The organism is Arthrobacter sp. M71 S08 (genome assembly GCF_059089725.1).
The window spans coordinates 115,500-137,900 of record NZ_JBNHEY010000007.1 but is presented as its reverse complement, the minus strand read 5'-3'; the positions used below and the strand labels follow the sequence as shown (position 1 = coordinate 137,900).

The following is a 22,401-nucleotide window of genomic DNA, read 5'->3' as shown; positions in this document are numbered from 1 at the left end:
GCGCCCAGTCGGGACGTCAGGAGAGGATCACACGCGCGATGTCGTCAGCGTCGCGCAGCGTTCGGCCTCCTCCGTCAAGGGACGCGCCCGCTTCGGCGGCGATCGCGGTCCCCCACTGGACGGAAGTTAGCTGCAAACCCAGGACGAACAGATTTTCCTGCACCAGGCCGTTCGCACCCACAGCCCGGTACGGCGGCTTGGTGACGTCGAGCCCATGGGACATTTCCGGCACGCCGTCCTCGGACATGGTGGTTCGGGCACGCACCAGTCCGTCCTCAATCAGCCGGCGGAGCAGAGCCGAACGGTTCTGAGCCACCCGGTTGGCCGGCATCATCGCCTCGACGAGCACACCGGCGTCGTACTTTCTTCCCTCCACCCACGGCGAGGACACGGTGAACCGTCCGAGCTGCGCGTTGAGCTCGAACCGCGGGGCCGGACCGGCAAAACGCACGATGCCGGCGCGCGCCAATGCGGCGAGCTGCTCGATCCGGAGGGCGGGCGGGCCACTGGCTAGACCTTCGACAAGGGGCTCGAACCAGCCCCGTAGTTCGCCGGTCCATGACGCCTGCGTGATACCACCGTCGGCGACGATCTGTTTAATCACCGTCCGTCCCGCGTTCATGGCACCGATCGCCATCTTGAGGGGATCATTCTCGCCGCGGTCAGCCCCGGCGGCATCCTCTTCGAGATAGTGCAGCACGGCGCCGTTGTATTCCTCCGCCGAGGCAAACCGGTGCCGTCCGAACGGCCGGGCGAGCGCTTCGAGATTCAGTCGATCTGCGACGGGTACCGCGTCGGCGAGGAATTTCTCCAGTCGGCCGGGCCAGGCAGTGTCTGGGTCGTCAAGCACGTCCTGGAGCGACCTGAGGAAGGTATCGGGCAATGCCGATACCCGGGCAAGCGTGCTGTAGTAGGCCCAGATGGCGTCACGGTGCAGCAGTGGCCAGAGGTCGTGGTCGAAACCGGGCTGGATCCCGTTCGCCGCGAAGCTGCCGGCCCGCTCCAGTGTGCAGTATCGGAGGTGGACACTGCGTGGAACGTAGCTGTCCAGTTTCGCCTTCGCGCGGTACGGTGTGCCCCGACGGGACCCCGCGATAACCAGCGGCTCCCTCCCCGAGGGCCGGTACGTCAGCGCCTTACCGGCTGGTTCGCCGCTCGGAACAAACGTCCCGCCCCGACCTTCCGTGAGATGGGTGATGATGTCGAAGAAATTCAGGCCAAGCCCGCGCACCAGCACGGGCTTGCGCGCCGGAAGCCGGTTCCAGTCGACGTCAGCCGGCACATTCGGCGGCCAGTACTGCAGCCCGAGGCGGGCTGCGCCGTCACGCAGCGCCTCCTGCTCAGGATTCAGTTGAGCGGGGAGATGGCCCAGCGCCAGCACGACGGCGTCACTCATCACCGTGCCTCCATCGCTGAGCTCCACCCGGAAGCCCTCCGACAGAGACTGGACGTGCCGTGCCTCGGCACGGTGCTCAACGACGGAAAACCCGTCACCAAGGCACCCGGCCAGCGAGGCGTAAATCCATTCGAGGTAGCGGCCGTACAGCGGCCGGCTCGCGAAGTCCGCGGAGGTGAGCGACTCAAGCTCCTTGCGATCCTCATCACTGAGCCGGTCATCCGGTACAGCGGCCATCAACTGCCGCCAGGCGTCGAAGGACAGGGGAACAAGCGAGGGCGCCCGCTCCTGCGCAGCCTGTCCGACGGGAACCACGGTGGGAAACAGCGCCGGGGTGTTCATGAGGAAATGCCGCGACTGGTCGGTCCGCCACACGTGCCCCGACCCGGGGTCATGGGGGTCGATCAAGTGCACCGTGATACGTTGCCGGCGTGCCTCCGGGAGGGCAGTCCAGTTAGCAGCAAGGCGTTCAAGGACGGAAGTACCGCGTGGACCGGCGCCGATGATGGCTACCTGTATTGTCCGCGTCGTTTCCATCCATCTAGATTATCTGCCGGACAGGGCGACCTTGTTCAGCGGGTCCGCGCAGCGGAGTGCCCTCAGCCCCTGCCCACATAGGCTGCCAGATGCTCGCCCGTCAGGGAGGGACGGTCACGCTTGTGCCCGTCTACGAGCTCTGCCGGTGGTCCCTCGAAAACGATCCTGCCGCCGTCGTGCCCTGCCCCCGGACCGAGATCTATGATCCAGTCGGCGTGCGCCATCACTGCCTGATGGTGCTCGATAACCAGAACCGATTTGCCGGAGTCCACCAGCCGGTCCAACAGTCCGAGCAACTGTTCGACGTCGGCGAGGTGCAGGCCGGTGGTCGGCTCGTCGAGGACGTAGATATCGCCCTTCTCCCCCATCTGCGTGGCGAGCTTGAGGCGTTGCCGCTCCCCGCCCGACAGGGTGGTGAGCGGTTGGCCGAGGCTGAGGTATCCCAGACCCACGTCGGCCATACGCTCTAAAACCTTGTGGGCGCCCGGCGTGCGCGCATCGCCGTCACCGAAGAACGCCGTTGCTTCCGATACCGGCATGGCGAGCACCTCGGAGATATTCTTCCCACTGAGCGTGTACTCGAGCACCGAGGCCTGGAACCGCTTGCCTTCACAGTCCTCGCAGGTGGATTCCATCGTGGCCATCACACCAAGGTCCGTGTAAATCACGCCGGCACCGTTGCAGGTGGGGCAGGCGCCCTCGGAGTTGGAGCTGAAGAGCGCGGGCTTGACGCCGTTTGCTTTGGCGAAGGCCTTGCGGATCGGTTCGAGCAGCCCGGTATAGGTGGCCGGATTGCTTCGCCGTGAGCCGCGGATGGCGGCCTGGTCGATCACCACAACGCCGTCGCGCTGTGCGACGGATCCGTGGATCAGTGAGCTTTTGCCGGACCCGGCCACACCGGTGATGACGCACAGCACGCCGAGCGGAATGTCGACGTCGACATCCTTCAGGTTGTGCGTCGATGCCCCTCGCACTTCGAGAGACCCCCGGGAAGAACGTGCGGCCTCCTTGAGCTTCGCGCGGTCGTCAAGGTGTCGGCCGGTCACGGTGTCGCTCTTCCGCAGTCCTTCCACGGTTCCCTCGAAGCAGAGCGTTCCGCCGCCGGTACCGGCTCCCGGTCCCAGGTCGATAACGTGATCGGCAATGGTGATCGTCTCGGGCTTGTGTTCCACCACGAGCACCGTATTGCCCTTGTCCCGTAGCTGGAGCAGCAGTTTGTTCATGCGCTCGATGTCGTGAGGGTGAAGACCAATGCTCGGTTCATCGAAGACATACGTCACGTCAGTGAGAGAGGAGCCGAGGTGCCGGATCATCTTGGTTCGCTGCGCCTCGCCGCCGGAAAGAGTGCCTGCGGGGCGGTCTAGCGAAAGGTAGCCCAACCCGATTTCCGCGAAGGAGTCCAGGAGGTGCTGCAGGCCCTTGAGCAGCGGTGCCACCGACGGCTCCTTGAGATCCCGCAGCCAATGCGCGAGGTCGCTGATCTGCATGGCACACACTTCGGCGATGTTCTTTCCCGCGATCTTCGAGGACAAAGCCTCCTTCGTAAGCCTGGTGCCCTCACAGTCCGGGCAGGTCTGGAAGGTAACCGCACGCTCAACGAACCGCCGCACATGCGGCTGCATCGCTTCCGGGTCCTTGGACAGCATCGACTTCTGGATTTTGGGGATGATGCCTTCGAAGGTGAGGTTTACGCCTTCGACCTTGATCTTGGTCGGCTCCGCATAGAGCATCGTGTCGAGCTGCTTCTTTGTGAACTTCGCGATGGGCTTGTCCATCGCCAGGCCCATTCCCTCGAACAGCCTCCCGTACCACCCGTCCATCGAGTATCCGGGCACAGTGAGTGCGCCCTCCGAGAGTGATTTTGACTCGTCGTACAGCGCGGATCGATCGATGTCGCTGACGTGGCCCATCCCCTCACACCTCGGACACATGCCGCCGAGGTAGACAGCCTGGCTGACTACGCTCTTCTCCACGCGGCCGCCCTTGTCAGTGGACATGACGCCGCTGGCCTTGCGGGTCGGCACGTTGAAGGAATACGCGGTGGGCGGACCGACGTAGGGCGAGCCGAGTCGACTGAAGAGGATGCGGAGCATCGCGTTGGCATCGGTGGCCGTACCAACGGTGGAGCGCGGGTTGGCACCCATCCGCTCCTGGTCAACGATGATCGCCGTCGTGATCCCTTCAAGGAGGTCGACTTCGGGCCTCGCGAGCGTCGGCATGAATCCCTGCACGAAGGCGCTGTACGTTTCGTTGATCATCCGCTGGGATTCGGCAGCGATGGTGGCGAAGACGAGGGAACTTTTGCCCGACCCCGAAACCCCGGTGAACACCGTCAGCCGCCGCTTGGGAATGTCGACGCTGATGTCCCTCAGGTTGTTTTCCCGGGCGCCCTGCACACGGATCAGGTCATGGGTGTCCGCAAGATGCATAGCCTCATCTAACCAGTTCGTCTCTTCGATGGGCAGACCCTGGTGGAGAGGGTGGAAAGACGTTTGACCGGCAGGTTGCCTAAGATAACGGTATGACGTCCACCACACAGCGGCATGACCAGGCAATTGACGACGAGTTCCTTTGGCTTGAGGACATCTACGGGGACAAACCCCTCGAGTGGGTGCGGGGCCAAAACGCAGTCACCGAGGAAGTTCTTGTCAACGAGGCGTTCCTCGCCGGCGAACAGCGCCTGCTTGAGGTGCTCGACTCCACAGACCGCATTCCCATGGTGGGCAAGCGCGGCGAACACTACTACAACTTCTGGCGCGACAAGGACCACCCCAAGGGGCTGTGGCGGCGGACCACCTGGAACAGCTACCTCACCGATGCCCCGGAGTGGGACGTCCTTCTCGACGTCGATGCCCTGGCGGCAACGGAAGGCCAGGAGTGGGTGTGGGGCGGTGCGCTCTTCCTACGCCCACCTGCCGGCGAGCCCTACCGGCGTGCGCTGATTGCTCTCTCCCCCGACGGCGGTGACGCGCAGCGCTACCGCGAGTACGACGTCGTCGACCGTTCCTTTGTGGAGGGCGGCTTCGACATTCCGGTGGCAAAGAGCAGAATCAGCTGGGCCGGGCCGGATGCGCTGCATGTCGGCACTGACTTCGGGCCGGGGTCCATGACCACGAGCTCCTATCCGCGGACGGTGCGGACTCTCCGCCGTGGTGAGCCGCTGGAGGCTGCCCAGCTGTACTTCGAGATTCCTGAGAACTCAATGATGGCTGCCGTGATGCACGACCAGACACCGGGTTTTGAACGCGACGTAGCTTCGCACATTGTCGACTTCTATTCCAGCCGAACCTATCTGCGCCGCGAGAACGAGTGGGTGCACATCGACGTCCCCGACGACGTCAATGTGTCGCTGCACCGGGAATGGCTGTTGTTGCGTCCCCGAACCGATTTCGAACTCGACGGCGTGACCTACCGCGGCGGTTCCCTCCAGGCTGCACTGTTGGAGGACTTCCTCGCCGGGAACCGCGCGCTGACGCCGCTGTTCGAGCCGGATGCGCACACCGCCCTGCAGTCCTGGAGCTGGACGCGCGATTATCTTCTGCTCAACCTCCTCAAGGACGTCTCCTCGGAGATCCGTGTGCTCACCCCGGCCGACTCCTGGTCGGTTGAGCCGCTGGACGCCTGCCCGCCTCTGCACTCAGTGGATGCCTACGCGGTGGATGACGAGGACGACGACGCCGGCAACGACTACTGGCTCATCGCCACCGGCTTCCTCACACCCACCACGGTTGTGCGCGGCACCATCGGTGGGGCGCACCAGGAAGTGAAGGCGTCACCGTCGTACTTTGACGAGTCCTCCTTCACCGTCGAACAGCACTTCACGGTATCCAGTGACGGAACGCGGGTGCCCTACTTCCAGGTGGCGTCGAAAGACCTGGTGCTCGACGGCGGGAACCCGACTCTGCTCTCCGGGTACGGCGGATTCGAGCACGCCATGACGCCGGTGTACAGCGGCGTCACCGGCCGCGGCTGGCTGGAGCGCCGGACGGATGATGGGCGTCCTGGCGTGTACGTGTTGGCCAATATTCGGGGTGGCGGGGAATACGGTCCTGCCTGGCATCAGGCAGCCCTGCACGCCAACCGGCATCGGGCGTACGAGGATTTCGCGGCAATAGCGCAGGATCTGGTGGATCGTGGCGTTACGCGTCCTGACCTGCTTGGCTGCACGGGCAGGAGCAACGGCGGGTTGCTGGTGGGCAACATGCTGACACAGTATCCGCACCTGTTCGGGGCCGTTTCGTGCGGCGTACCGCTGCTGGACATGAAGCGGTATACCAAGCTCTCCGCCGGGTACTCGTGGATCGCCGAGTACGGTGATCCCGACAAGCCTGAGCAGTGGGAATACGTCCAGACGTTCTCGCCGTATCACCGGTTGCGGGAGGGTGTGACGTATCCGAAGACGCTGATCTGGACGGCGACCAGCGATGACCGGGTAGGCCCCGTCCAGGCACGCAAGATGGCGGCCCGGATGAAGGCGCTCGGAGTCGAAAACGTATGGTTCCACGAGGCGCTTGAGGGTGGGCATGCCGGGGCATCGGATAACCGACAGGCTGCCCGTATGCACGCCATGTCCTACGAATTCGTATGGAAGGCGCTCACCGGCCAACTGTAGGCCTGGGTTATTTTGCTCTTGCCCGGAGGTTCTGGGTAGTCTTGGGTGGCTAGTAATAGCCGCTGGAGACGTGCCAGAGCGGCCGAATGGGCTTCACTGCTAATGAAGTGTGGGCCTAAAGCCTACCGGGGGTTCAAATCCCCCCGTCTCCGCATTGCGAAAGGCGCCCCGGTTTCATCACCGGGGCGCCTTACCTTTTATCTTCAGCCGATTGTCTTCAGCCGGTGCCCCCGCACCGGCCCTGCACGTCAGGCCTTCAGTGCGAGCACGAAGGGAAGTACTTCCCGAGCGCCGGCCTGACGGAGCGCCCTGCCGGCTACCGTGAGGCTCCAGCGGCTGTCTGCAAAGTCATCGACCAGCAGCACCGGCCCCGGGTTCGCCTCAAACCAGGCACGGCCCTCTTCAGGCACCGCGAACCTGTCCCACACCGCAGCGAGACGGAACGCACTGTTGCCGCCCGAGCTCCCACTTGGCCATCCCTGAGGCAACTGCAGCGCCCCGAGGTACGGAATGCGGCCGACGCCGGCCAGTCCTTCGGCGAGCGAACGGATAAGGAGGGGCCGCCGTCGTGACGGCATGCCGACGACGGCGACCGGCCGGGCGTCCCACTTCCACTCGGACAGCACCCGGACACAGGCCTGCAGGGAAGCCGGGTCCAGAGGTGCGTCCTGGGATGAGTCCGCGAGGAGTTCACGCACCCGGTTGCCCCAGCCCAGGTCAGTCATGCGTGCGAGCGCACGGCCGGCGGAAACCTGCTGGTCTGCAGCGATGCGCCCCTTGACCGGGACGCTGAGTTTGTCCATCCCGGAAGGCCATTGCCCTCTGGGCTCAACCAGTACACCAACGCGCCCGAGCGCACTACCGGCGCTTTCGGATGCATCGTGGGACACCTCATCCGAGTACCAGGGCCCTGCGCAGTTGTCGCATCTTCCGCACGGCGCCGCAGAAGGATCGTCCAGCGCTGCGGCGAGGAACTCCATGCGGCAGCCACCGGTGTTCTCATAATCGAGCATTGCTTTCTGTTCCTGCACACGGGCTTTGGAGATGCGCGCGTACCGCTCGCGGTCGTAGGTCCAGGGTTTCCCGGTGGCCTGCCAGCCTCCTGTGACCTTTTGGACGGCGCCGTCCACATCAAGCACCTTCAGAAGGAGCTCGAGCGGCGAGCGCCTCACGTCCACCCGGGTTTCCAATGCCGGCGTGGAAAGAACTGCGCCACCGGCCAGCTCCTCCAGGATGCGCTGGGCCTTGTCTTCAGCGGGCATCGATGAGGTGGCGAAGTACTCCCAGATCTCACGGTCCTCGTTCCCGGGAAGCAGAAGAACGTCGGCATTAGGGGTCCCACGACCGGCCCTGCCCACCTGCTGGTAGTAAGCAACCGGGGAAGATGGTGCTCCGAGGTGAACCACGAAACCGAGGTCTGGCTTGTCGAAGCCCATACCGAGCGCGCTGGTGGCAACCAGTGCCTTCACCTCATTGCTTTTCAGTGCCTTCTCTGCCGATTCGCGGTCTGCCGGATCGGTGCGCCCCGTGTAGGCCAGCACGGCATGACCGCTTTCGCGCAGGAGCCGTGCCGTGTCTTCTGCGGCCGAGACTGTGAGGGTGTAAATGATTCCGCTTCCGGGAAGATCTCCGAGATGAGTCAGCAACCATGCAAGTCTGGAACGCGGGCTGGGAAGACGGAGCACACCGAGCCGCAGCGATTTGCGCGCAAGCTCACCGCGCAGCGTGTAGACGGCAGTGCCGTCTGTGCCGAGTTGATCCTCAACGTCCTTGACCACCCGCGAGTTCGCGGTCGCCGTGGTCGCTAGCACGGGCACGCCCTGCGGCAGGGCAGTAATGAGATCGCGGAGACGGCGGTAATCCGGCCTGAAATCGTGGCCCCAGTCAGAGATGCAGTGGGCCTCGTCGATCACCAGCAGCCCCGTGCGCCGGACAAGTTCAGGCAACTGGTTCTCCCGGAAGGCCGGATTGTTCAGCCGTTCGGGGGATACAAGCAGAACATCGAGCTGGTCGGCGTCAAGCAGGGCGGTGATTTCCTGCCATTCCGTCTGGTTGGCCGAGTTGATTGCCGCGGCCCTGACGCCCGCTCGTTCAGCCGCCGCCACCTGGTCCCGCATCAGGGCGAGCAACGGGGACACGATGAGAGTTGGCCCGGCACCCGCAGCGCGCAGCAGAAGGCTTGCAACGAAATACACCGCCGACTTCCCCCAGCCGGTGCGCTGGACCACAAGGGCGCGACGGCCACCGTTAACCAGTGCCTCGATCGCCTCGAACTGGCCCTCGTGGAAGACAGCATCCTCACGCCCCACGAGCGTTTGAAGAATCGAGAGTGCCCGCTGGTGGAGGGTGGTTGTTTCAGCCATGCGCCCCAGTATGGCAGTTGCCCCTGACGCATTCGCCGGTCTTTTTCGCAGTGTGGACAACCACCGTCGTCCATTGCTCCCCTGCCCGTGGACGGACCTGCCCGAGCGGTTAGACTTTCCAGCGTGAACACAACCATCGACCTTTCCGCATCGTTCAAGGCCTACGACGTACGGGGGATCGTCGGTGAGACCATCACCGTGGAGTCCGTCCGGGCGGTCGGCGCGGCGTTCGTCGATGTGCTGAAGCTTTCCGGGGAAACGGTTCTGGTGGGTGGAGACATGCGTCCCTCCTCCCCCGAGTTCTCCGAGGCGTTCGCCGAAGGAGCCACCACCCGCGGTGCTGATGTCGTATTTCTTGGGCTGATCTCTACCGACGAGCTGTACTACGCCAGCGGAACCTATAACGCGGCGGGGGTTACCTTCACGGCCAGCCACAATCCTGCCCAGTACAACGGCATGAAGATGTCCCGCCCCGGTGCGGTTCCGGTGTCTTCGGAGACTGGTCTTGCCGAAGTGCAGGAACTGGCTGAACGGTACCTTCTGGAGGGCGCCATTCCCGCGGCCGACCGGCAAGGTTCCACCTCCTCCCGCGACGTCCTGAAGGACTACGCCGAGTACCTGCGTTCACTCGTGGACCTCTCGGGAATCCGTCCGTTGAAGGTGGTCGTGGATGCCGGCAACGGCATGGCCGGACTCACCACTCCCGCGGTACTCGGTGCGGAGTACCTGGACGCGCTGCCGCTGGACATCGTCCCGCTCTACTTCGAGCTTGACGGGACTTTCCCCAACCACCCCGCGAATCCGCTCGAGCCGGAGAACCTTCGCGACCTGCAGCAGGCAGTAGTCAGCAACGGAGCGGACATCGGTCTGGCGTTCGACGGGGACGCCGACCGGTGCTTCGTCATCGACGAGCAGGGCAACCCGGTATCGCCCAGTGCCATTACGGGCATGGTTGCGAGGCGGGAGATCCGCCGGGCGCAGGCAGCCGGCGAGCAGAAGCCGGTCATCATCCACAACCTCATCACCTCGCGCGCCGTGCCGGAACTCGTCCGCGCCGAGGGCGGGCAGCCGGTCCGCACCCGGGTAGGCCACTCGTTCATCAAGGCCGTCATGGCAGAGGAAGGCGCGGTCTTCGGCGGGGAGCACTCGGCTCACTACTACTTCCGGGAATTCTGGAACGCCGACACGGGAATGCTCGCGGCGATGCATGTACTCGCCGCACTCGGCGAACAGGGTCAGCCGCTGTCAGAACTGGGCCGGGAATACGAGCCCTACTTCGCGTCCGGTGAAATCAACACCCGGCTCCAGGACGTCAGTTCCGCCACAGCGCGGGTACGGCAGGAATTCGAGAACGACGGCGTCACGGTGGATGAGGTTGACGGCCTCACGTTCACCGCCGAAGACGGCTCCTGGTGGTTCAACCTCCGTGCGTCCAACACGGAGCCGTTCCTGAGGCTGAACGCTGAAGCGGAAGATCCCCGGACCCTCGAGAACCTCACTACCGCTGTGCTCGTGCAGATCCGCCAGTAGCAGCCGGTCCGGAAATGCGATGTGGCCGGCTCCGCGTTGATCGCAGAACCGGCCACACTACGCACTCAATTACGCGTCCGTCAGACGGCGAATCGCTCCTTCAGCCTCTGCAGCTCGCTGGAGAGCTCGCCCGGCAGCGAATCACCGAACTGCTGGTACCACTGCTCGATGCCTTCGAGTTCGGCCGCCCATTCGTCCCGGTCGACGCGAACCGCCTGCTCAACGTCAGCGGGGCTGAGGTCCAGGCCGGTCAGGTCGAGGGAATCCGGTGCAGGCACGTACCCGATCGGTGTTTCAACTGCATCGGCTTCACCTTCGAGCCGCTCAATAATCCACTTCAGGACGCGGGAGTTGTCGCCGAAGCCCGGCCACGCAAAGCCGCCGTCCGCGGTGCGGCGGAACCAGTTCACCAGGAAGATCTTCGGCAGACGGGCCTGATTCGCCTGCCCGCTGACCTTCAGCCAGTGGCTCAGGTAATCACCGGCGTCGTACCCGATAAAGGGAAGCATCGCCATCGGATCGCGACGAACCCTGCCGACCGCCCCGGCAGCGGCGGCCGTAGTCTCCGAAGACAGCGTGGAGCCCATGAAGATTCCGTTGGTCCAGTCTCGCGACTCGGTGACCAGCGGGACCGTGGTCTTGCGCCGGCCGCCGAACAGGATCGCCGACAGCTCAACACCTTCCGGATCATTGAACTCCTCGGCGAGCATGTCGATCTGGTCAATCGGCGTGCAGAACCGGGCGTTGGGGTGCGCGGCAGTTGCGTCGGAGGCGGGCGTCCACTCATCACCCTTCCAGTCCGTCAGGTGCGCAGGCACTTCCTCGGTCATACCCTCCCACCAGACACCGCCGTCGTCGGTCAGTGCCACATTGGTGAAGATGGAGTTCCCCTTGGCGATCGCGCGCATGGCATTGGGGTTGGTTTGCCAGCCGGTGCCGGGCGCAACGCCGAACAGGCCTGCTTCCGGATTCACTGCCCGTAGTTCGCCTTCCTTACCGAAGCGCATCCAGGTGATGTCGTCGCCGAGTGTTTCGACCTTCCACCCCTCGATGGTCGGATCAAGGAGGGCGAGGTTCGTCTTGCCGCACGCGGAGGGGAAAGCCGCCGAGACATAGTAGGTCTTGTTCTGCGGCGAGGTGAGCTTAAGGATGAGCATGTGCTCCGCGAGCCAGCCTTCGTCGCGGGCCATCACGGAGGCAATGCGCAGCGCGTAGCATTTCTTGCCGAGCAGCGCGTTTCCGCCGTATCCGGAGCCGAAGGACCAGATGGAGCGTTCTTCCGGGAAGTGCACAATCCACTTCTCGTCATTGCACGGCCACGCGACGTCCTCCTGCCCGGGCTCAAGCGGCGCACCGAGGGAATGCAGGGCTGGAACGAAGTCGGCTTTGAGCTCCGTCAACCGGTCCAGAACCTTCGTGCCGATGGTTGCCATGATGCGCATGGAAGTCACCACGTAGGCGCTGTCTGTGATCTCGACGCCGAACTTGGGGTGCGACGCGTCGAGGTGGCCCATCACGAACGGGATCACGTACATGGTCCGGCCGCGCATGGAGCCGGCGAACAGGCCGCGCAGCTTCTCCTTCATCGCGTCGGGGTCCATCCAGTTGTTGGTGAACCCTGCGTCACGCTCGTTACGGGAGCAGATGAACGTCTGCTCTTCGACGCGGGCAACATCGGCCGGGTCGGAGAACGCCGCGAAAGAATTAGGGAAGATCTCAGGGTTGAGGCGTGTGAACGTGCCTGCGGAGACCAGCTCGTCAGTGAGCTGGTTGTTCTCCTCTTCGGATCCGTTGACCCAATACACCCGGTCCGGCTGTGTCAGCGCGGCAGTCTCCTCAACCCAGTCCAGCAGTCCCTGGTGGGTTGTCGGTGCAGATGTTGCTGCATTCCGGTCAGTCGCTCGGTCTGCGAGCAGCGGCTGTCGCGCGAAATCGCCCATTTCTCTTCCCTTCGTTGGGTGGATGGTGTGTATTGATGCTAGGGGTGGGATCCCGGGCGGTTTCAGTGGCTGCGCGCTCTCACTTCGACCCCGGTTCCGCTTGATCCGCGAGTTTCTGCGGAATTCAATAGACCACCGGAACAGGGGGTGTGACGAAGGTCACATAGACCGGTCTATACTACCTGTGAGTAGAAGACACCCCCACCGGCCAATTAGCATTAGGTTCAGAATGGCTGTAAAGTTATCTACGGCCAAACGGCCATGAAGAAGTCACTAATACGGCTTTTGAATTGCGTGCGTAGCTCAACGGATAGAGCATCTGACTACGGATCAGAAGGTTGGGGGTTCGAATCCCTTCGCGCGCACCAGACCAACCGCCCCGGGAAACCGGGGCGGTTCTGCGTTTAACCGCCTTCCCAACGGACTTAAGCTAACTGCTTGCCCACCCGACGGTCGGGTGGAAAGCTCAGGACCATGAGCGCTGAACAAACCACCGACGTCGTTGTTATGGGAGCAGGCGCCGTCGGTGAGAACGCTGCCGCCCGCGTAGTCCGGGGGGGACTGTCCGCCGTGCTCGTGGAGGCCGAACTGGTGGGAGGCGAATGTTCCTACTGGGCATGCATGCCGTCCAAGGCATTGCTGCGGCCCGGGTCCGCCCTGCAGGCTGCACGTGCGGTGGCCGGCTCGCGTGAGGCCGTCACCGGCACTCTCGACGCACCGCAAGTGCTCTCCCGACGCAACGAGTTCACGTCCCACTGGGACGATTCCTCGCAGGCGGAGTGGGTAAGCAACACCGGCATCACGCTGATCCGCGGAAGCGCGCGCCTGAGCGGCGAGCGTCGGGTGGAGGTGACCACCGACGACGGCGCGGCCACCCTCGTTGCCCGCCACGCCGTGGTGCTCGCCACCGGATCCACCCCGTTCATCCCGCCTATTGACGGACTCAATGGGCTGAACTACTGGGGCACACGGGAAGCGACGGCCGCCATGGAGGTCCCAGAGAGCCTCACTGTCCTGGGCGGCGGCGTTGCGGGAACAGAGCTGGCGCAGGCGTACGCGCGGCTCGGTTCGACAGTAACCCTGGTTGCGCGAAGCGGGCTGCTCGGTAATTACCCGGAACCTGCTGCACGCCTGGTGCAGCAGGGACTGGAGCGCGACGGCGTCACCCTCCATCTGCATTCGGACACCGAATCTGTCGCCTACGACGCCCGGTTCCGTGTGAGCCTGGCCGGCGGTGCCATCGTGGAGTCGGAGAAGTTGCTGGTCTCCACGGGCCGCCGTCCGGCGCTGGCCGATCTTGGCGTCGAGCAATTCGGGCTGGAACCCAAGGCGATCGATACGGACGATTCCGGGCAGGTCAGTGGCCATCCATGGCTCTACGCTGTCGGCGATGCCGCCGGAAAGGTGCTCCTCACCCACCAGGGCAAGTACGAGGCGCGGATGACCGGCGACGCCATCGTCGCGCGGGCCAACGGTTCACTCATGGGAAAGCCGGAACCGTGGAGCCCGTTCGCAGCGACCGCGGACACCCACGCAGTTCCCCAGGTTGTCTTCACCGATCCGGAAATAGCCATGGTCGGCAGAACCCTCGAGGCCGCAAGGAAGGACGGACTGAACGTCAGCGAGACGTCGCTCGATCTGGCGGTCGCCGGATCCTCGCTCCACGCCGACGGGTACGAGGGTTGGGCGCAGATGGTGGTCGACGAGGACCGGAGAGTGCTGGTGGGCGTGACCTTCGCCGGACCCGACGTCGCCGAGCTCCTGCATGCTGCGACCATCGCAATCGCCGGCGAGGTTCCGCTGGACCGCCTCTGGCATGCGGTGCCCGCCTATCCAACGATCAGCGAGGTATGGCTGCGCCTGCTGGAGGAGTACGGGCTCTAGGCGCGGCGGACTACGAAGTCGGTCACGTCGGCATCGCGCCCGTCCAGCTCAGCCCACTGGCCGGCATGGTTGAGGACGGTGAGCCCCGCTGTCGGATAATGGGTGGCAAGGTCAACGACGGAGTCCTCGTCGGAATCCACTGACGCGAGCCGCATCGCGAGGTTCTGGATGCCGGGCAGGTGCGCGATCACCAGGACGCTGGTGGCCGTTTCCGGCACGTGGTTGATTACGGTGAGCATCTCCGTAGCGCTCGCCGCATAGAGTTTCGGCTCGAGCCTCGGTGTCGGTGCCTTCTCCCCCAGTTCCTGGCATACCCAGATGCAGGTCTGGCGCGCGCGCAGTGCCGTTGACGTGATGATGAGGTCAGGAACGGCGCCGTTATCCACCATCCACCGCCCGATCAGCGGCGCATCCCGATGCCCGCGTGCGCTCAGGGGCCGCTCATGGTCGGCCACATCGCCATGCCAGTCAGACTTGGCATGCCGCATGAGCATCAGGCGCTTCAGATGGTGCGAGGACATCCTCTCACCCTACTTCGTGCAATGCGGCAGATTAGATGGAGTACTCCGGAGCGGCCCAGACAACGACCTCGGGGTGCTCGTAGAAACGGTAACCCTGTCCGCGGACTGTACGTACGGTGTTGGCCAGGCGACCGAGCTTCGAGCGCAGGCGGCGGATATGTACATCGATGGTGCGCTCGTTTGGCACCTCGTCGGCATTGCGCCACAGTCCGCAGAGAAGTTCCTCGCGTCCGACGGTCCGCGACGCATTCTCGACCAGGTAATTGAGGAGCTCGAATTCCTTGAACGTCAGGTTCAGGATGTCTCCGTCAAGGTGCACTTCGCGCCGCGAAAGGTCGATCAGGACGCCGGTAGGGCGGGGGGCCGGCGGCGGGGTGGGCTGCTGGTCGGTGCGCGGCCGACGGTTCACCGTCGGGTCTCCGAGCGCCTGCCGGACAACGTCGATATCGGTGCCGACGGCGTCGGCGGGGGCAAGAGCAACGGCGGCGTGGCTCTGTGCGCCGGGGACCAGGGTGCGGACGTAGGCACGCACGTCCTGCGCAAGCTTGCTCAGCGTTGTGTCATGCTCAGCGGCGGTGTCCTCGTCCAGCGCAACGTAGAGCACGAAGCCGCGTGCGGTTGTGTCCCCCGTAACCGGCTGCGGTCCGGGAATCCCGTTGGGAGTCACCACCGGAACGGGTGCGGTAATGGGCTGCTGCGCTGCGTCAGCAGGTGATGGTACGGATTGCAGCTGTCCGTAAGCCGGAGCATACCCAGCAGCAGCGGGCTGGGTATAACCAGGAACGCCGGGACGCTGGCCGTAGGCCTGCCGCTGAGCGCTGGCGCGGTTCTGGGCGTTGCGGAGGGAAATGTGGACGTATCCGGAAGAAAGGGTCATGTCTAAACAACCTCATGGTGAATCGCCGTCATCACGGCTCGAATGCAGGGGTGTGCCCGGTCGAGATGGAGCTTCTGTGGAGCCCGCCGTCGGGCTAGTAAATGCGTAACAGGTGGGGTAATCCGTTACGCGCACATTCGACAACAGCGCGATCCCTGCGCGGACATGATGCCCGGGGAATATGCTGCGGCTGCAGATGCTGCTGAGTTGGTGTTCACAATTCGAATTATTGCACGTAACAATCGGCTACGCGCAAGTAACAATGGTAAAGCGTCCGCATTCTGGACTGGTCCTCAAGTGGACGAAATGTCAATGGCGACTCCCTGACACACCACACCTGAAGACGGATCGAAGTCAAACCCCCCTGCACGAGGCAAATCGTCCAGCAAGTGAACCGGTTGCACTGCAGGGTCTCATCCCGCTGCCCGAATAATGGACAGGGGTGGCCTAGCCCACAACGCCGTAAAGGCGATCACCCGCATCTCCCAGGCCAGGGACGATGTAGGCATTTTCATTCAGCTTTTCGTCAATCGATGCCAGGACAATGGTGACGTTGGCGCCCTCAAGTTCCTGTTGGAGTGCCTCCAGGCCCTCGGGCGCAGCGAGAAGGCAGATGCAGGTGACATCGGCTGCGCCGCGGCGGAACAGGAACTTGATCGCCTCACGCAGGGTGCCTCCCGTAGCAAGCATCGGGTCGAGCACGAACACCTGACGGCCGGTAAGGTCATCCGGCAACCGCTCGGCGTAGGTGATAGCTTCGAGGGTTTCCTCGTTACGGGCCATGCCGAGGAAACCCACTTCGGCGGTGGGTACCAGACGCGTCATTCCCTCGAGCATGCCCAGTCCTGCGCGCAGGATGGGGACCACCAGCGGCGTGGGTTTCACCAGGCCGGTTCCGACGGCGGTAGTCACCGGGGTCTCGATCCGCACAGGTTGAACGCGCACATCCCGGGTTGCCTCATAGGCGAGCAGGGTCACCAACTCTTCCGTTAGCAACCGGAAAACCGGTGACGAAGTGTTCTTGTCCCTCAGGACCGTCAGTTTGTGGGACACCAGGGGATGGTCGACAACCAGAACGCGCATTGGTCAAAAGTATCATTGGCACATGACTGCCCACCCTGCCCCCGTACAGCGGGATCACGCCGCGTGGATGGAGTTGGCGCTGCGGGCGGCCCGTCGCACAGGCGAGACGGCGGATGTGCCGATTGGCGCCGTCGTCGTTGGTCCTGACGGCACGGTGCTGGGCACCGGTTGGAATGAACGCGAAGCGACCGGTGATCCCACCGCCCACGCCGAAGTGCTTGCAATCCGCCGGGCGGCCGCTGCGCTCGGGACATGGCGGCTGGACGGGTGCACGCTCGTGGTGACTCTTGAGCCGTGTTCGATGTGCGCGGGGGCCAGTGTGCTCGCGCGCATCCCCCGGGTTGTCTTCGGTGCCTGGGATGAGAAGGCCGGCGCTGCCGGGTCAGTCTTCGACGTTCTGCGCGAACGCCGCCTGAACCATTGGACCGAAGTGTTCCCCGGCGTCCTCGAGGACGAGTGTGCTGCGCTCCTGAAGGAGTTCTTCGCTATTCGCAGACGCTGACGTACGGTGGTTGATAAGCGTGCTTACCAACCACATGGAGGGTCCAGTGAAGCGCGGGAAAAGTATCAAGGGCGCCGTCGTCGTCATCACCGGTGCCAGCAGCGGGATTGGGCGGGCCACCGCCCGGGCTTTCGCCGAGAAGGGTGCCCATCTGGTTCTTGCTGCGCGCGGTGACGACAACCTGCAGGAAGTAGCGAGCGAGTGCCGCGAGCGCGGGGCCCGCGTGATCTGCCTCCCGGCGGATGTCTGTGACGAAGCACAGGTGGCGGCGCTGATGCAGGCGGCTGTTGAGGAATTCGGCCGGATCGATGTCTGCGTGTCGAACGCGTCGGTGTACGCCTATGGAACCTTCGAAGCCACTCCATCGGAGGTGTTCAGGAAGGTCGTCGAGACCAATCTTGTCGGTGCCGCCAACACCGCCAGGCAGGCGCTGCCGCACATGCGGGAACAGGGCGCCGGAACCCTGATCTTCATCGGCTCCGTCTATTCGAGAATCACCTCTCCCTATGTATCCGCATACGTAGCGAGCAAATTTGGGCTGTACGGCTTTGTCCGCGTACTTCGTCAGGAATTGCGGAAGGCCCGCGGCATCCACGTCTCGCTGGTGCTTCCCGCCACAATTGACACGCCTATTTATCAGCACGCCGCGAACTACACCGGGCACCATGTCCATCCCCTGCCCCCGGTAGTCCATCCCGAGCGGGTGGCGCAGGCCATTCTTCGCACTGTCAAAACGCCGCGGGCAGTCACGATTGTGGGAGCAGTGCAGCGAACGCTCATCCCCGTGCACGCCCTGTTGCCGCGGTTGTATGACGTGGGCGTTGGCCCATTGATGAACCTCCTTGCCCTTCGCCGCGGCCGCGTAGCTCCGCACCCGGGAACGGTGTTCGCACCTGTCCGAGGCGCAAACTCCGTGACCGGCGGGTGGGGCAAGCTAGGACGCCTCCATCGCAGCGCTCCGCCGAACCCGTTAGATCGCTCGTCAACGAATCAGCCGACAAATAATCACACAACTCATCACAAAGGAGCAGAAATGAACTCGCAGCAGGACGGCATGAAGGAACTGGCCAAGATCGTGAAGGATGCGGACATCGCCATCCTGACGACGGTGAACGCCCACGGTCAGCTCGTAAGCCGACCGCTTGCGGTGCAGGACACCGACTTCGACGGCGACCTGTGGTTCTTCACGGACGACCCGTCCCCGAAGGCGGACGAAATCCGAGCCAACCCTCAGGTGAACGTGTCCATCAGCAGCGGCAAGGGCTATGTCTCGATCGCCGGCACGGCCACACTGACAAAGGACCGCGCCAAGATCGACGAACTGTGGAGCGCATCCGTGAAGCCCTGGTTCGATGGAAAGGACGACCCGAAGGTTGCCCTCATCAAGGTCGACGGCGACACGGCCGAATACTGGTCTCTGGACACTCCTCGCGTGGTCGCCGCCATCAAGATTGCCAAGGGCATGGTCTCGGGCGATCGCCCAGATCCGCGCAAGAACGACGTCGTAGACCTGTAGGTTCTACCCATTTTGGGAGTGGAGCACCTCAGCCGGTAAAGTGGCACCGTTGGTGACGTGTCCGAGCGGCCGAAGGTGCAACACTCGAAATGTTGTTTGGTGTAAAAGCCAACGTGGGTTCAAATCCCACCGTCACCGCCATGGGCGGATTCTTGATCCGCTGAACTGCAGTAACAGGTTCCCCCTCCTCGCCAGGCGAGGAGGGGGAACCGTTCGTTTAAGCGTGAGTGGCCCGAAACGCGTAGTCAGGTGTAACTGAGCCCAGGTGCCCTACTCGTCAGAGCGCTCTGCGGGTGTGCCGCAGAGAATTGGGCGTGAGCCTTCCCGAGCCCGAATGCGGCTTCAACCTTCGTCACCGCTTCTGGGAGCCGATCGGCGGGGATAATTGCTGAGAGCGACAGCTCCGAAGTCTCCATTAGCTGGACCGGGATGTCGGCATCTGAGAGAGCTCTCACAAACGCATAAAGCACCTCCGAGGAGGAACGCAGCCCGAGCCCGGAAACGGTGATCTCACCCATATGATCCTGAATCAGGACGCGTCGGAAACCGATGGTCGCCTTCATCTCGGTGAGCGTCATGAGCGCTGTGGCCACGTCAGTGCCAGGAATCATGAATACCACGTCCGAGCTCGAGTGATTCTCCGTATGGAGGGATTGACTAATCGTATTGACAGCCAGCCCGGATTTCGCAAGATCCTCAAATATTCGGGCAGTAATTTCCGGCTTCGCCGGCACGTCCGTGAGCGTTACGGTGGCAGCCGAATTGTTGCTCGTTACGGTCGAAATGACGGGCCGTTCCCTCGCGGAGGTATCACGGCGTCCTTCGAGGCAGGGTAGGACGAGGGTTCCGGCCGCCTGAGTGAACGATGACCGCACGTGAATGGGAACGTCGAACCGGCGAGCGTACTCAACACACCTCAAATGCAGGATCTTGGCACCCGAAGCGGCGAATTCGAGCATCTCCTCGCTGGAGAGAACGTCGATCTTGCGGGCAGTCGGCACAATCCGCGGATCAGCCGTGTGGACTCCGTCGACGTCGGTGTAGATTTCACAAAGGCTTGCTTCCAGTGCCGCGGCGAGTGCAACAGCAGTCAGGTCCGACCCTCCCCTTCCAAGGGTGGTGAGCTTCCTCTTCTTCTTCCGGATGCGCCCCTGGAAGCCCGCGACGATGGCAATCCCTCCCTGTTCAACGCAGGCTCGGACACGGTGTGGTTTGACGTCAATGATGTGTGCATGTCCGTAGACATGGTCCGTGATCAGGCCGGCTTGATCCCCCGTGAAGGTGCGGGCCTTAATCCCCAGATCAGCAAGAGCAATGGCCAGCAGCGTCATCGGGACAAGTTCACCCGTAGTCAGCAGCGCATCCAGATGACGCTGCTGTGGATGTTCGGACACAGAGTGAGCCAGTTCCAGCAACTCATCCGTGGTGTCGCCCATCGCGGAAACGACGCCCACCACCTTGTATCCGGCCAGGTGTGCGCCCGCAAGCCGCTGAGCGGCGTTGAGGATGCAGGCGGCATCCTTGACTGACGAACCACCGAACTTCTGCACAATCAGGCTGCCGCGGGGCGGCAAATAGCTTGAGGGGCCGACGTACGGGGGGTAGAGGGGGTCCCCGGCATCATCCGGCGGGCTTATCGCGTCCGGCGAATCGACGTCCGAAGTCATCGGAGATCAGCTTTTGCAATCGAGTCGCCGGTTACCGACATGGCCGCTTGCGCAAGGATGTCGAGCCCGCGGGAGAGGTCCTCTGCGGTAATGGTCAATGGGGGCATTGCCTTGACCACTTCGCCCTGCGGACCGGAGGTTTCCACGAGCAGACCGGCGTTGAAGGCTTCGGAGGCAACCTTCCGTGCCGTTTCCGGATCTGGGTAGAAGATACCGGCGACCATTCCGCGTCCGCGAACCTTCGCCCCCTCTGTGCGGGCCGCAATGCCTCCGAGTCGTTCATGCAGTTCTCCTGCGCGGGCGGCTATGTGCTCCTGAAGTCTTCCGTCGGCCCAATATTCCTCGAGCGCCGCAGCTCCGGTGACAAAGGCCGGGTTGTGGCCGCGGAAGGTTCCGTTGTGCTCGCCTGGTTGCCAGATGTCCAGCTCCGGCCTGAACAGTGTCAGCGCCATGGGGAGTCCGAAACCGGAGATGGATTTCGACAGGCAGACGATGTCGGGGGTGATGCCGGCCGGCTCGAAACTGAAGAAGGATCCGGTTCGTCCGCATCCTGCCTGCACGTCGTCGACGATCAACAGGACTCCATGCGCGTGGCAAAGTTCTGACAGGCCCTTGAGCCACGGTGCTCGTGCTGCTCTTAGCCCGCCTTCGCCCTGAACAGTCTCGACGATGACGGCCGCCGGCTTGTCCACGCCCGACCCGCTGTCCTCAAGAACCCGGCGCAACCAAATGAGGTTATCCGCCTGTTCAGGAAGATACCCGTCGTACGGCATGCTGGAGGTGTTGTTCAGCGGGATTCCGGCTCCCCCACGCTTCATGGAGTTACCGGTGACTGACAGGGAGCCGAGCGTCATCCCATGAAATGCGTTGGTGAAGCTGAGGACATGGTGCCTGCCTGTGTTTTTACGCGCAAGTTTCAGGGCGGCTTCCACGGCGTTGGTACCCGTCGGGCCGGTGAACATCACCTTGTACTCCAGCCCGCGCGGAGCGAGGATGAGATCTCGGAAGACTTCCAGGAATCTCCGTTTGGCAGGAGTCTTCATATCGAGTGCGTGCACAATGGCGCCGGACTGCAGGTACTGAATGAGCGGGGCGAGCAGAGCGGGATTGTTGTGGCCGTAGTTCAAGGCTCCAGCCCCGGAGAAGAAATCCACATATTCTCTCCCGTCCTCGGTGCGTACATGGCTTCCCTCCCCATGGGAGAAGACCGTGTCCCAATTCCGACAGTAGGATCGAACGTTTGATTCAAGGTTTTCGAAAATATCCATCACGGGTCCCCTTGGTTCGTCTAACAACCCCGAGTGGCGGTTGATGATCGATATAGAAGGCTCCGGCGAGCCTGAATACGGCAACAGGAGATTGACCTGCTGTTCGCGGGTGCACCTTTGCACCTGTACTGAGTGATGCTTCGATTCTGAACTCCGCACCTTGTGAAAATCCTCGACTCGCGCACACATGCGCCGGCGCTAGCGTTGTCCTATGGCATTACGCGCGCTGGCTGTCGGCCGGAAACACGAGTCCTGGGTGGCGGAGGGCATCGCCCGTTACGAGAAGCGGCTCAAAAAGCCCTTCGAGCTCACCTGGCAGCTCATCCCGCATTCCGCCCGCGAGGGCGACGGCGCGCGGGACGAAGAGTCGGCACGCCTCCTCGAACGGCTCGGGGGGAAGAGCGCCACTGACTATGTCATCCTCCTCGATGAACGCGGCAAGGCCGTGGACTCCCCCACACTCTCGGCCAGGCTTCAGCAACCTCTCGACAGCTCGCGCAACATCACCCTGATCATCGGAGGTGCCTACGGGGTGAATACTGAAGTGCATCAGCGAGCAGACTTCGTGTGGTCGCTCTCGCCGCTTGTCTTCCCGCACCAGTTGGTCCGGCTCATCCTGACTGAACAGCTCTACCGGTCCCAGGAAATCGCGGGGCGCCGCCCTTACCATCACGAGTAGGCAGACGACCGAGCCAAACCGTCGGC

The 22,401-nt window shown here is 63.3% G+C and carries 15 protein-coding genes and 3 tRNA genes; 9 read left to right on the top strand and 9 right to left on the bottom strand.

Annotated features, from left to right (window positions below; all coding sequences use genetic code 11):
• Positions 1 to 16 precede the first annotated feature (16 nt).
• Positions 17 to 1,933 carry an FAD/NAD(P)-binding protein gene (locus tag AC5RTB_RS14065; protein WP_494061678.1) on the bottom strand — a complete coding sequence of 639 codons (1,917 nt, stop codon included), beginning with the start codon at positions 1,931 to 1,933 and terminating at the stop codon, positions 17 to 19.
• Positions 1,934 to 1,995: 62 nt separating this feature from the next.
• Positions 1,996 to 4,362: an ATP-binding cassette domain-containing protein gene (locus AC5RTB_RS14060; protein ID WP_494061677.1), complete on the bottom strand. Its 2,367-nt coding sequence runs from the start codon at positions 4,360 to 4,362 to the stop codon at positions 1,996 to 1,998.
• A gap of 92 nt (positions 4,363 to 4,454) precedes the next feature.
• Between AC5RTB_RS14060 and AC5RTB_RS14055 the strand changes: the two genes are divergently transcribed.
• Positions 4,455 to 6,545: a prolyl oligopeptidase family serine peptidase gene (locus AC5RTB_RS14055; RefSeq protein ID WP_494061676.1), complete on the top strand. Its 2,091-nt coding sequence runs from the start codon at positions 4,455 to 4,457 to the stop codon at positions 6,543 to 6,545.
• Between the two features lie 64 nt (positions 6,546 to 6,609).
• Positions 6,610 to 6,697 (top strand) — tRNA-Ser (locus tag AC5RTB_RS14050).
• 96 nt (positions 6,698 to 6,793) lie between these two features.
• On the opposite strand, the gene AC5RTB_RS14045 is transcribed toward AC5RTB_RS14050, so the two are convergent.
• On the bottom strand, positions 6,794 to 8,908 hold the full coding sequence (locus tag AC5RTB_RS14045; protein ID WP_494061675.1) for a RecQ family ATP-dependent DNA helicase: 2,115 nt from the start codon (positions 8,906 to 8,908) through the stop codon (positions 6,794 to 6,796).
• Between the two features lie 123 nt (positions 8,909 to 9,031).
• Here AC5RTB_RS14045 and AC5RTB_RS14040 point away from each other — a divergent pair, with 123 nt between their 5' ends.
• Positions 9,032 to 10,438 carry a phosphomannomutase/phosphoglucomutase gene (locus AC5RTB_RS14040; RefSeq protein WP_494061674.1) on the top strand — a complete coding sequence of 469 codons (1,407 nt, stop codon included), beginning with the start codon at positions 9,032 to 9,034 and terminating at the stop codon, positions 10,436 to 10,438.
• An 80-nt stretch (positions 10,439 to 10,518) separates the two neighbouring features.
• On the opposite strand, the gene AC5RTB_RS14035 is transcribed toward AC5RTB_RS14040, so the two are convergent.
• Positions 10,519 to 12,378 carry a phosphoenolpyruvate carboxykinase (GTP) gene (locus AC5RTB_RS14035; protein WP_494061673.1) on the bottom strand — a complete coding sequence of 620 codons (1,860 nt, stop codon included), beginning with the start codon at positions 12,376 to 12,378 and terminating at the stop codon, positions 10,519 to 10,521.
• A gap of 292 nt (positions 12,379 to 12,670) precedes the next feature.
• On the opposite strand from AC5RTB_RS14035, the gene AC5RTB_RS14030 reads away from it, so the two are divergent.
• Positions 12,671 to 12,746: transfer RNA gene (locus tag AC5RTB_RS14030), tRNA-Arg, on the top strand.
• A gap of 106 nt (positions 12,747 to 12,852) precedes the next feature.
• On the top strand, positions 12,853 to 14,262 hold the full coding sequence (locus AC5RTB_RS14025) for a dihydrolipoyl dehydrogenase family protein (RefSeq protein ID WP_494061672.1): 1,410 nt from the start codon (positions 12,853 to 12,855) through the stop codon (positions 14,260 to 14,262).
• Here AC5RTB_RS14025 and AC5RTB_RS14020 read toward each other — a convergent pair.
• The 3 genes from AC5RTB_RS14020 to upp all read right to left on the bottom strand — a co-directional run bounded on the left by AC5RTB_RS14020 (position 14,259) and on the right by upp (position 16,743).
• Entirely contained in the window at positions 14,259 to 14,783 is a 525-nt protein-coding gene (locus AC5RTB_RS14020; RefSeq protein ID WP_494061671.1) for a SixA phosphatase family protein, read from the bottom strand. The genes AC5RTB_RS14025 and AC5RTB_RS14020 overlap by 4 nt on opposite strands.
• Before the next feature lie 31 nt (positions 14,784 to 14,814).
• Entirely contained in the window at positions 14,815 to 15,660 is an 846-nt protein-coding gene (locus AC5RTB_RS14015) for a winged helix-turn-helix domain-containing protein (protein ID WP_494061670.1), read from the bottom strand.
• A 447-nt stretch (positions 15,661 to 16,107) separates the two neighbouring features.
• Positions 16,108 to 16,743: a uracil phosphoribosyltransferase gene (gene upp / locus AC5RTB_RS14010; protein ID WP_494061669.1), complete on the bottom strand. Its 636-nt coding sequence runs from the start codon at positions 16,741 to 16,743 to the stop codon at positions 16,108 to 16,110.
• 22 nt (positions 16,744 to 16,765) lie between these two features.
• On the opposite strand from upp, the gene tadA reads away from it, so the two are divergent.
• The 3 genes from tadA (at position 16,766) to AC5RTB_RS13995 (ending at position 18,902) form a co-directional block, all read left to right on the top strand.
• Entirely contained in the window at positions 16,766 to 17,245 is a 480-nt protein-coding gene (gene tadA, locus AC5RTB_RS14005; protein ID WP_494061668.1) for a tRNA adenosine(34) deaminase TadA, read from the top strand.
• 46 nt (positions 17,246 to 17,291) lie between these two features.
• Positions 17,292 to 18,761, top strand: a complete 1,470-nt coding sequence (locus AC5RTB_RS14000) for an SDR family NAD(P)-dependent oxidoreductase (RefSeq protein ID WP_494061667.1) — start codon at positions 17,292 to 17,294, stop codon at positions 18,759 to 18,761.
• A gap of 51 nt (positions 18,762 to 18,812) precedes the next feature.
• Positions 18,813 to 18,902 (top strand) — tRNA-Ser (locus AC5RTB_RS13995).
• A gap of 104 nt (positions 18,903 to 19,006) precedes the next feature.
• On the opposite strand, the gene AC5RTB_RS13990 is transcribed toward AC5RTB_RS13995, so the two are convergent.
• Entirely contained in the window at positions 19,007 to 20,428 is a 1,422-nt protein-coding gene (locus AC5RTB_RS13990; RefSeq protein ID WP_494061666.1) for an aspartate kinase, read from the bottom strand.
• Positions 20,425 to 21,696: a diaminobutyrate--2-oxoglutarate transaminase gene (gene ectB, locus AC5RTB_RS13985; protein WP_494061665.1), complete on the bottom strand. Its 1,272-nt coding sequence runs from the start codon at positions 21,694 to 21,696 to the stop codon at positions 20,425 to 20,427. The genes AC5RTB_RS13990 and ectB overlap by 4 nt, the downstream gene beginning before the upstream one ends.
• Positions 21,697 to 21,907: 211 nt before the next feature.
• On the opposite strand from ectB, the gene AC5RTB_RS13980 reads away from it, so the two are divergent.
• Positions 21,908 to 22,375, top strand: a complete 468-nt coding sequence (locus AC5RTB_RS13980) for a 23S rRNA (pseudouridine(1915)-N(3))-methyltransferase RlmH (RefSeq protein WP_494061664.1) — start codon at positions 21,908 to 21,910, stop codon at positions 22,373 to 22,375.
• Positions 22,376 to 22,401: the final 26 nt, after the last annotated feature.

Bases quoted from the DNA above. Each gene is read 5' to 3' on its own strand.
- AC5RTB_RS14065 (WP_494061678.1), bottom strand. From the start codon at position 1,933: ATGGAAACGACGCGGACAATACAGGTAGCCATCATCGGCGCCGGTCCA.
- AC5RTB_RS14060 (WP_494061677.1), bottom strand. From the start codon at position 4,362: ATGCATCTTGCGGACACCCATGACCTGATCCGTGTGCAGGGCGCCCGG.
- AC5RTB_RS14055 (WP_494061676.1), top strand. From the start codon at position 4,455: ATGACGTCCACCACACAGCGGCATGACCAGGCAATTGACGACGAGTTC.
- AC5RTB_RS14045 (WP_494061675.1), bottom strand. From the start codon at position 8,908: ATGGCTGAAACAACCACCCTCCACCAGCGGGCACTCTCGATTCTTCAA.
- AC5RTB_RS14035 (WP_494061673.1), bottom strand. From the start codon at position 12,378: ATGGGCGATTTCGCGCGACAGCCGCTGCTCGCAGACCGAGCGACTGAC.
- AC5RTB_RS14025 (WP_494061672.1), top strand. From the start codon at position 12,853: ATGAGCGCTGAACAAACCACCGACGTCGTTGTTATGGGAGCAGGCGCC.
- AC5RTB_RS14020 (WP_494061671.1), bottom strand. From the start codon at position 14,783: ATGTCCTCGCACCATCTGAAGCGCCTGATGCTCATGCGGCATGCCAAG.
- AC5RTB_RS14015 (WP_494061670.1), bottom strand. From the start codon at position 15,660: ATGACCCTTTCTTCCGGATACGTCCACATTTCCCTCCGCAACGCCCAG.
- upp (WP_494061669.1), bottom strand. From the start codon at position 16,743: ATGCGCGTTCTGGTTGTCGACCATCCCCTGGTGTCCCACAAACTGACG.
- tadA (WP_494061668.1), top strand. From the start codon at position 16,766: ATGACTGCCCACCCTGCCCCCGTACAGCGGGATCACGCCGCGTGGATG.
- AC5RTB_RS13990 (WP_494061666.1), bottom strand. From the start codon at position 20,428: ATGACTTCGGACGTCGATTCGCCGGACGCGATAAGCCCGCCGGATGAT.
- ectB (WP_494061665.1), bottom strand. From the start codon at position 21,696: ATGGATATTTTCGAAAACCTTGAATCAAACGTTCGATCCTACTGTCGG.
- AC5RTB_RS13980 (WP_494061664.1), top strand. From the start codon at position 21,908: ATGGCATTACGCGCGCTGGCTGTCGGCCGGAAACACGAGTCCTGGGTG.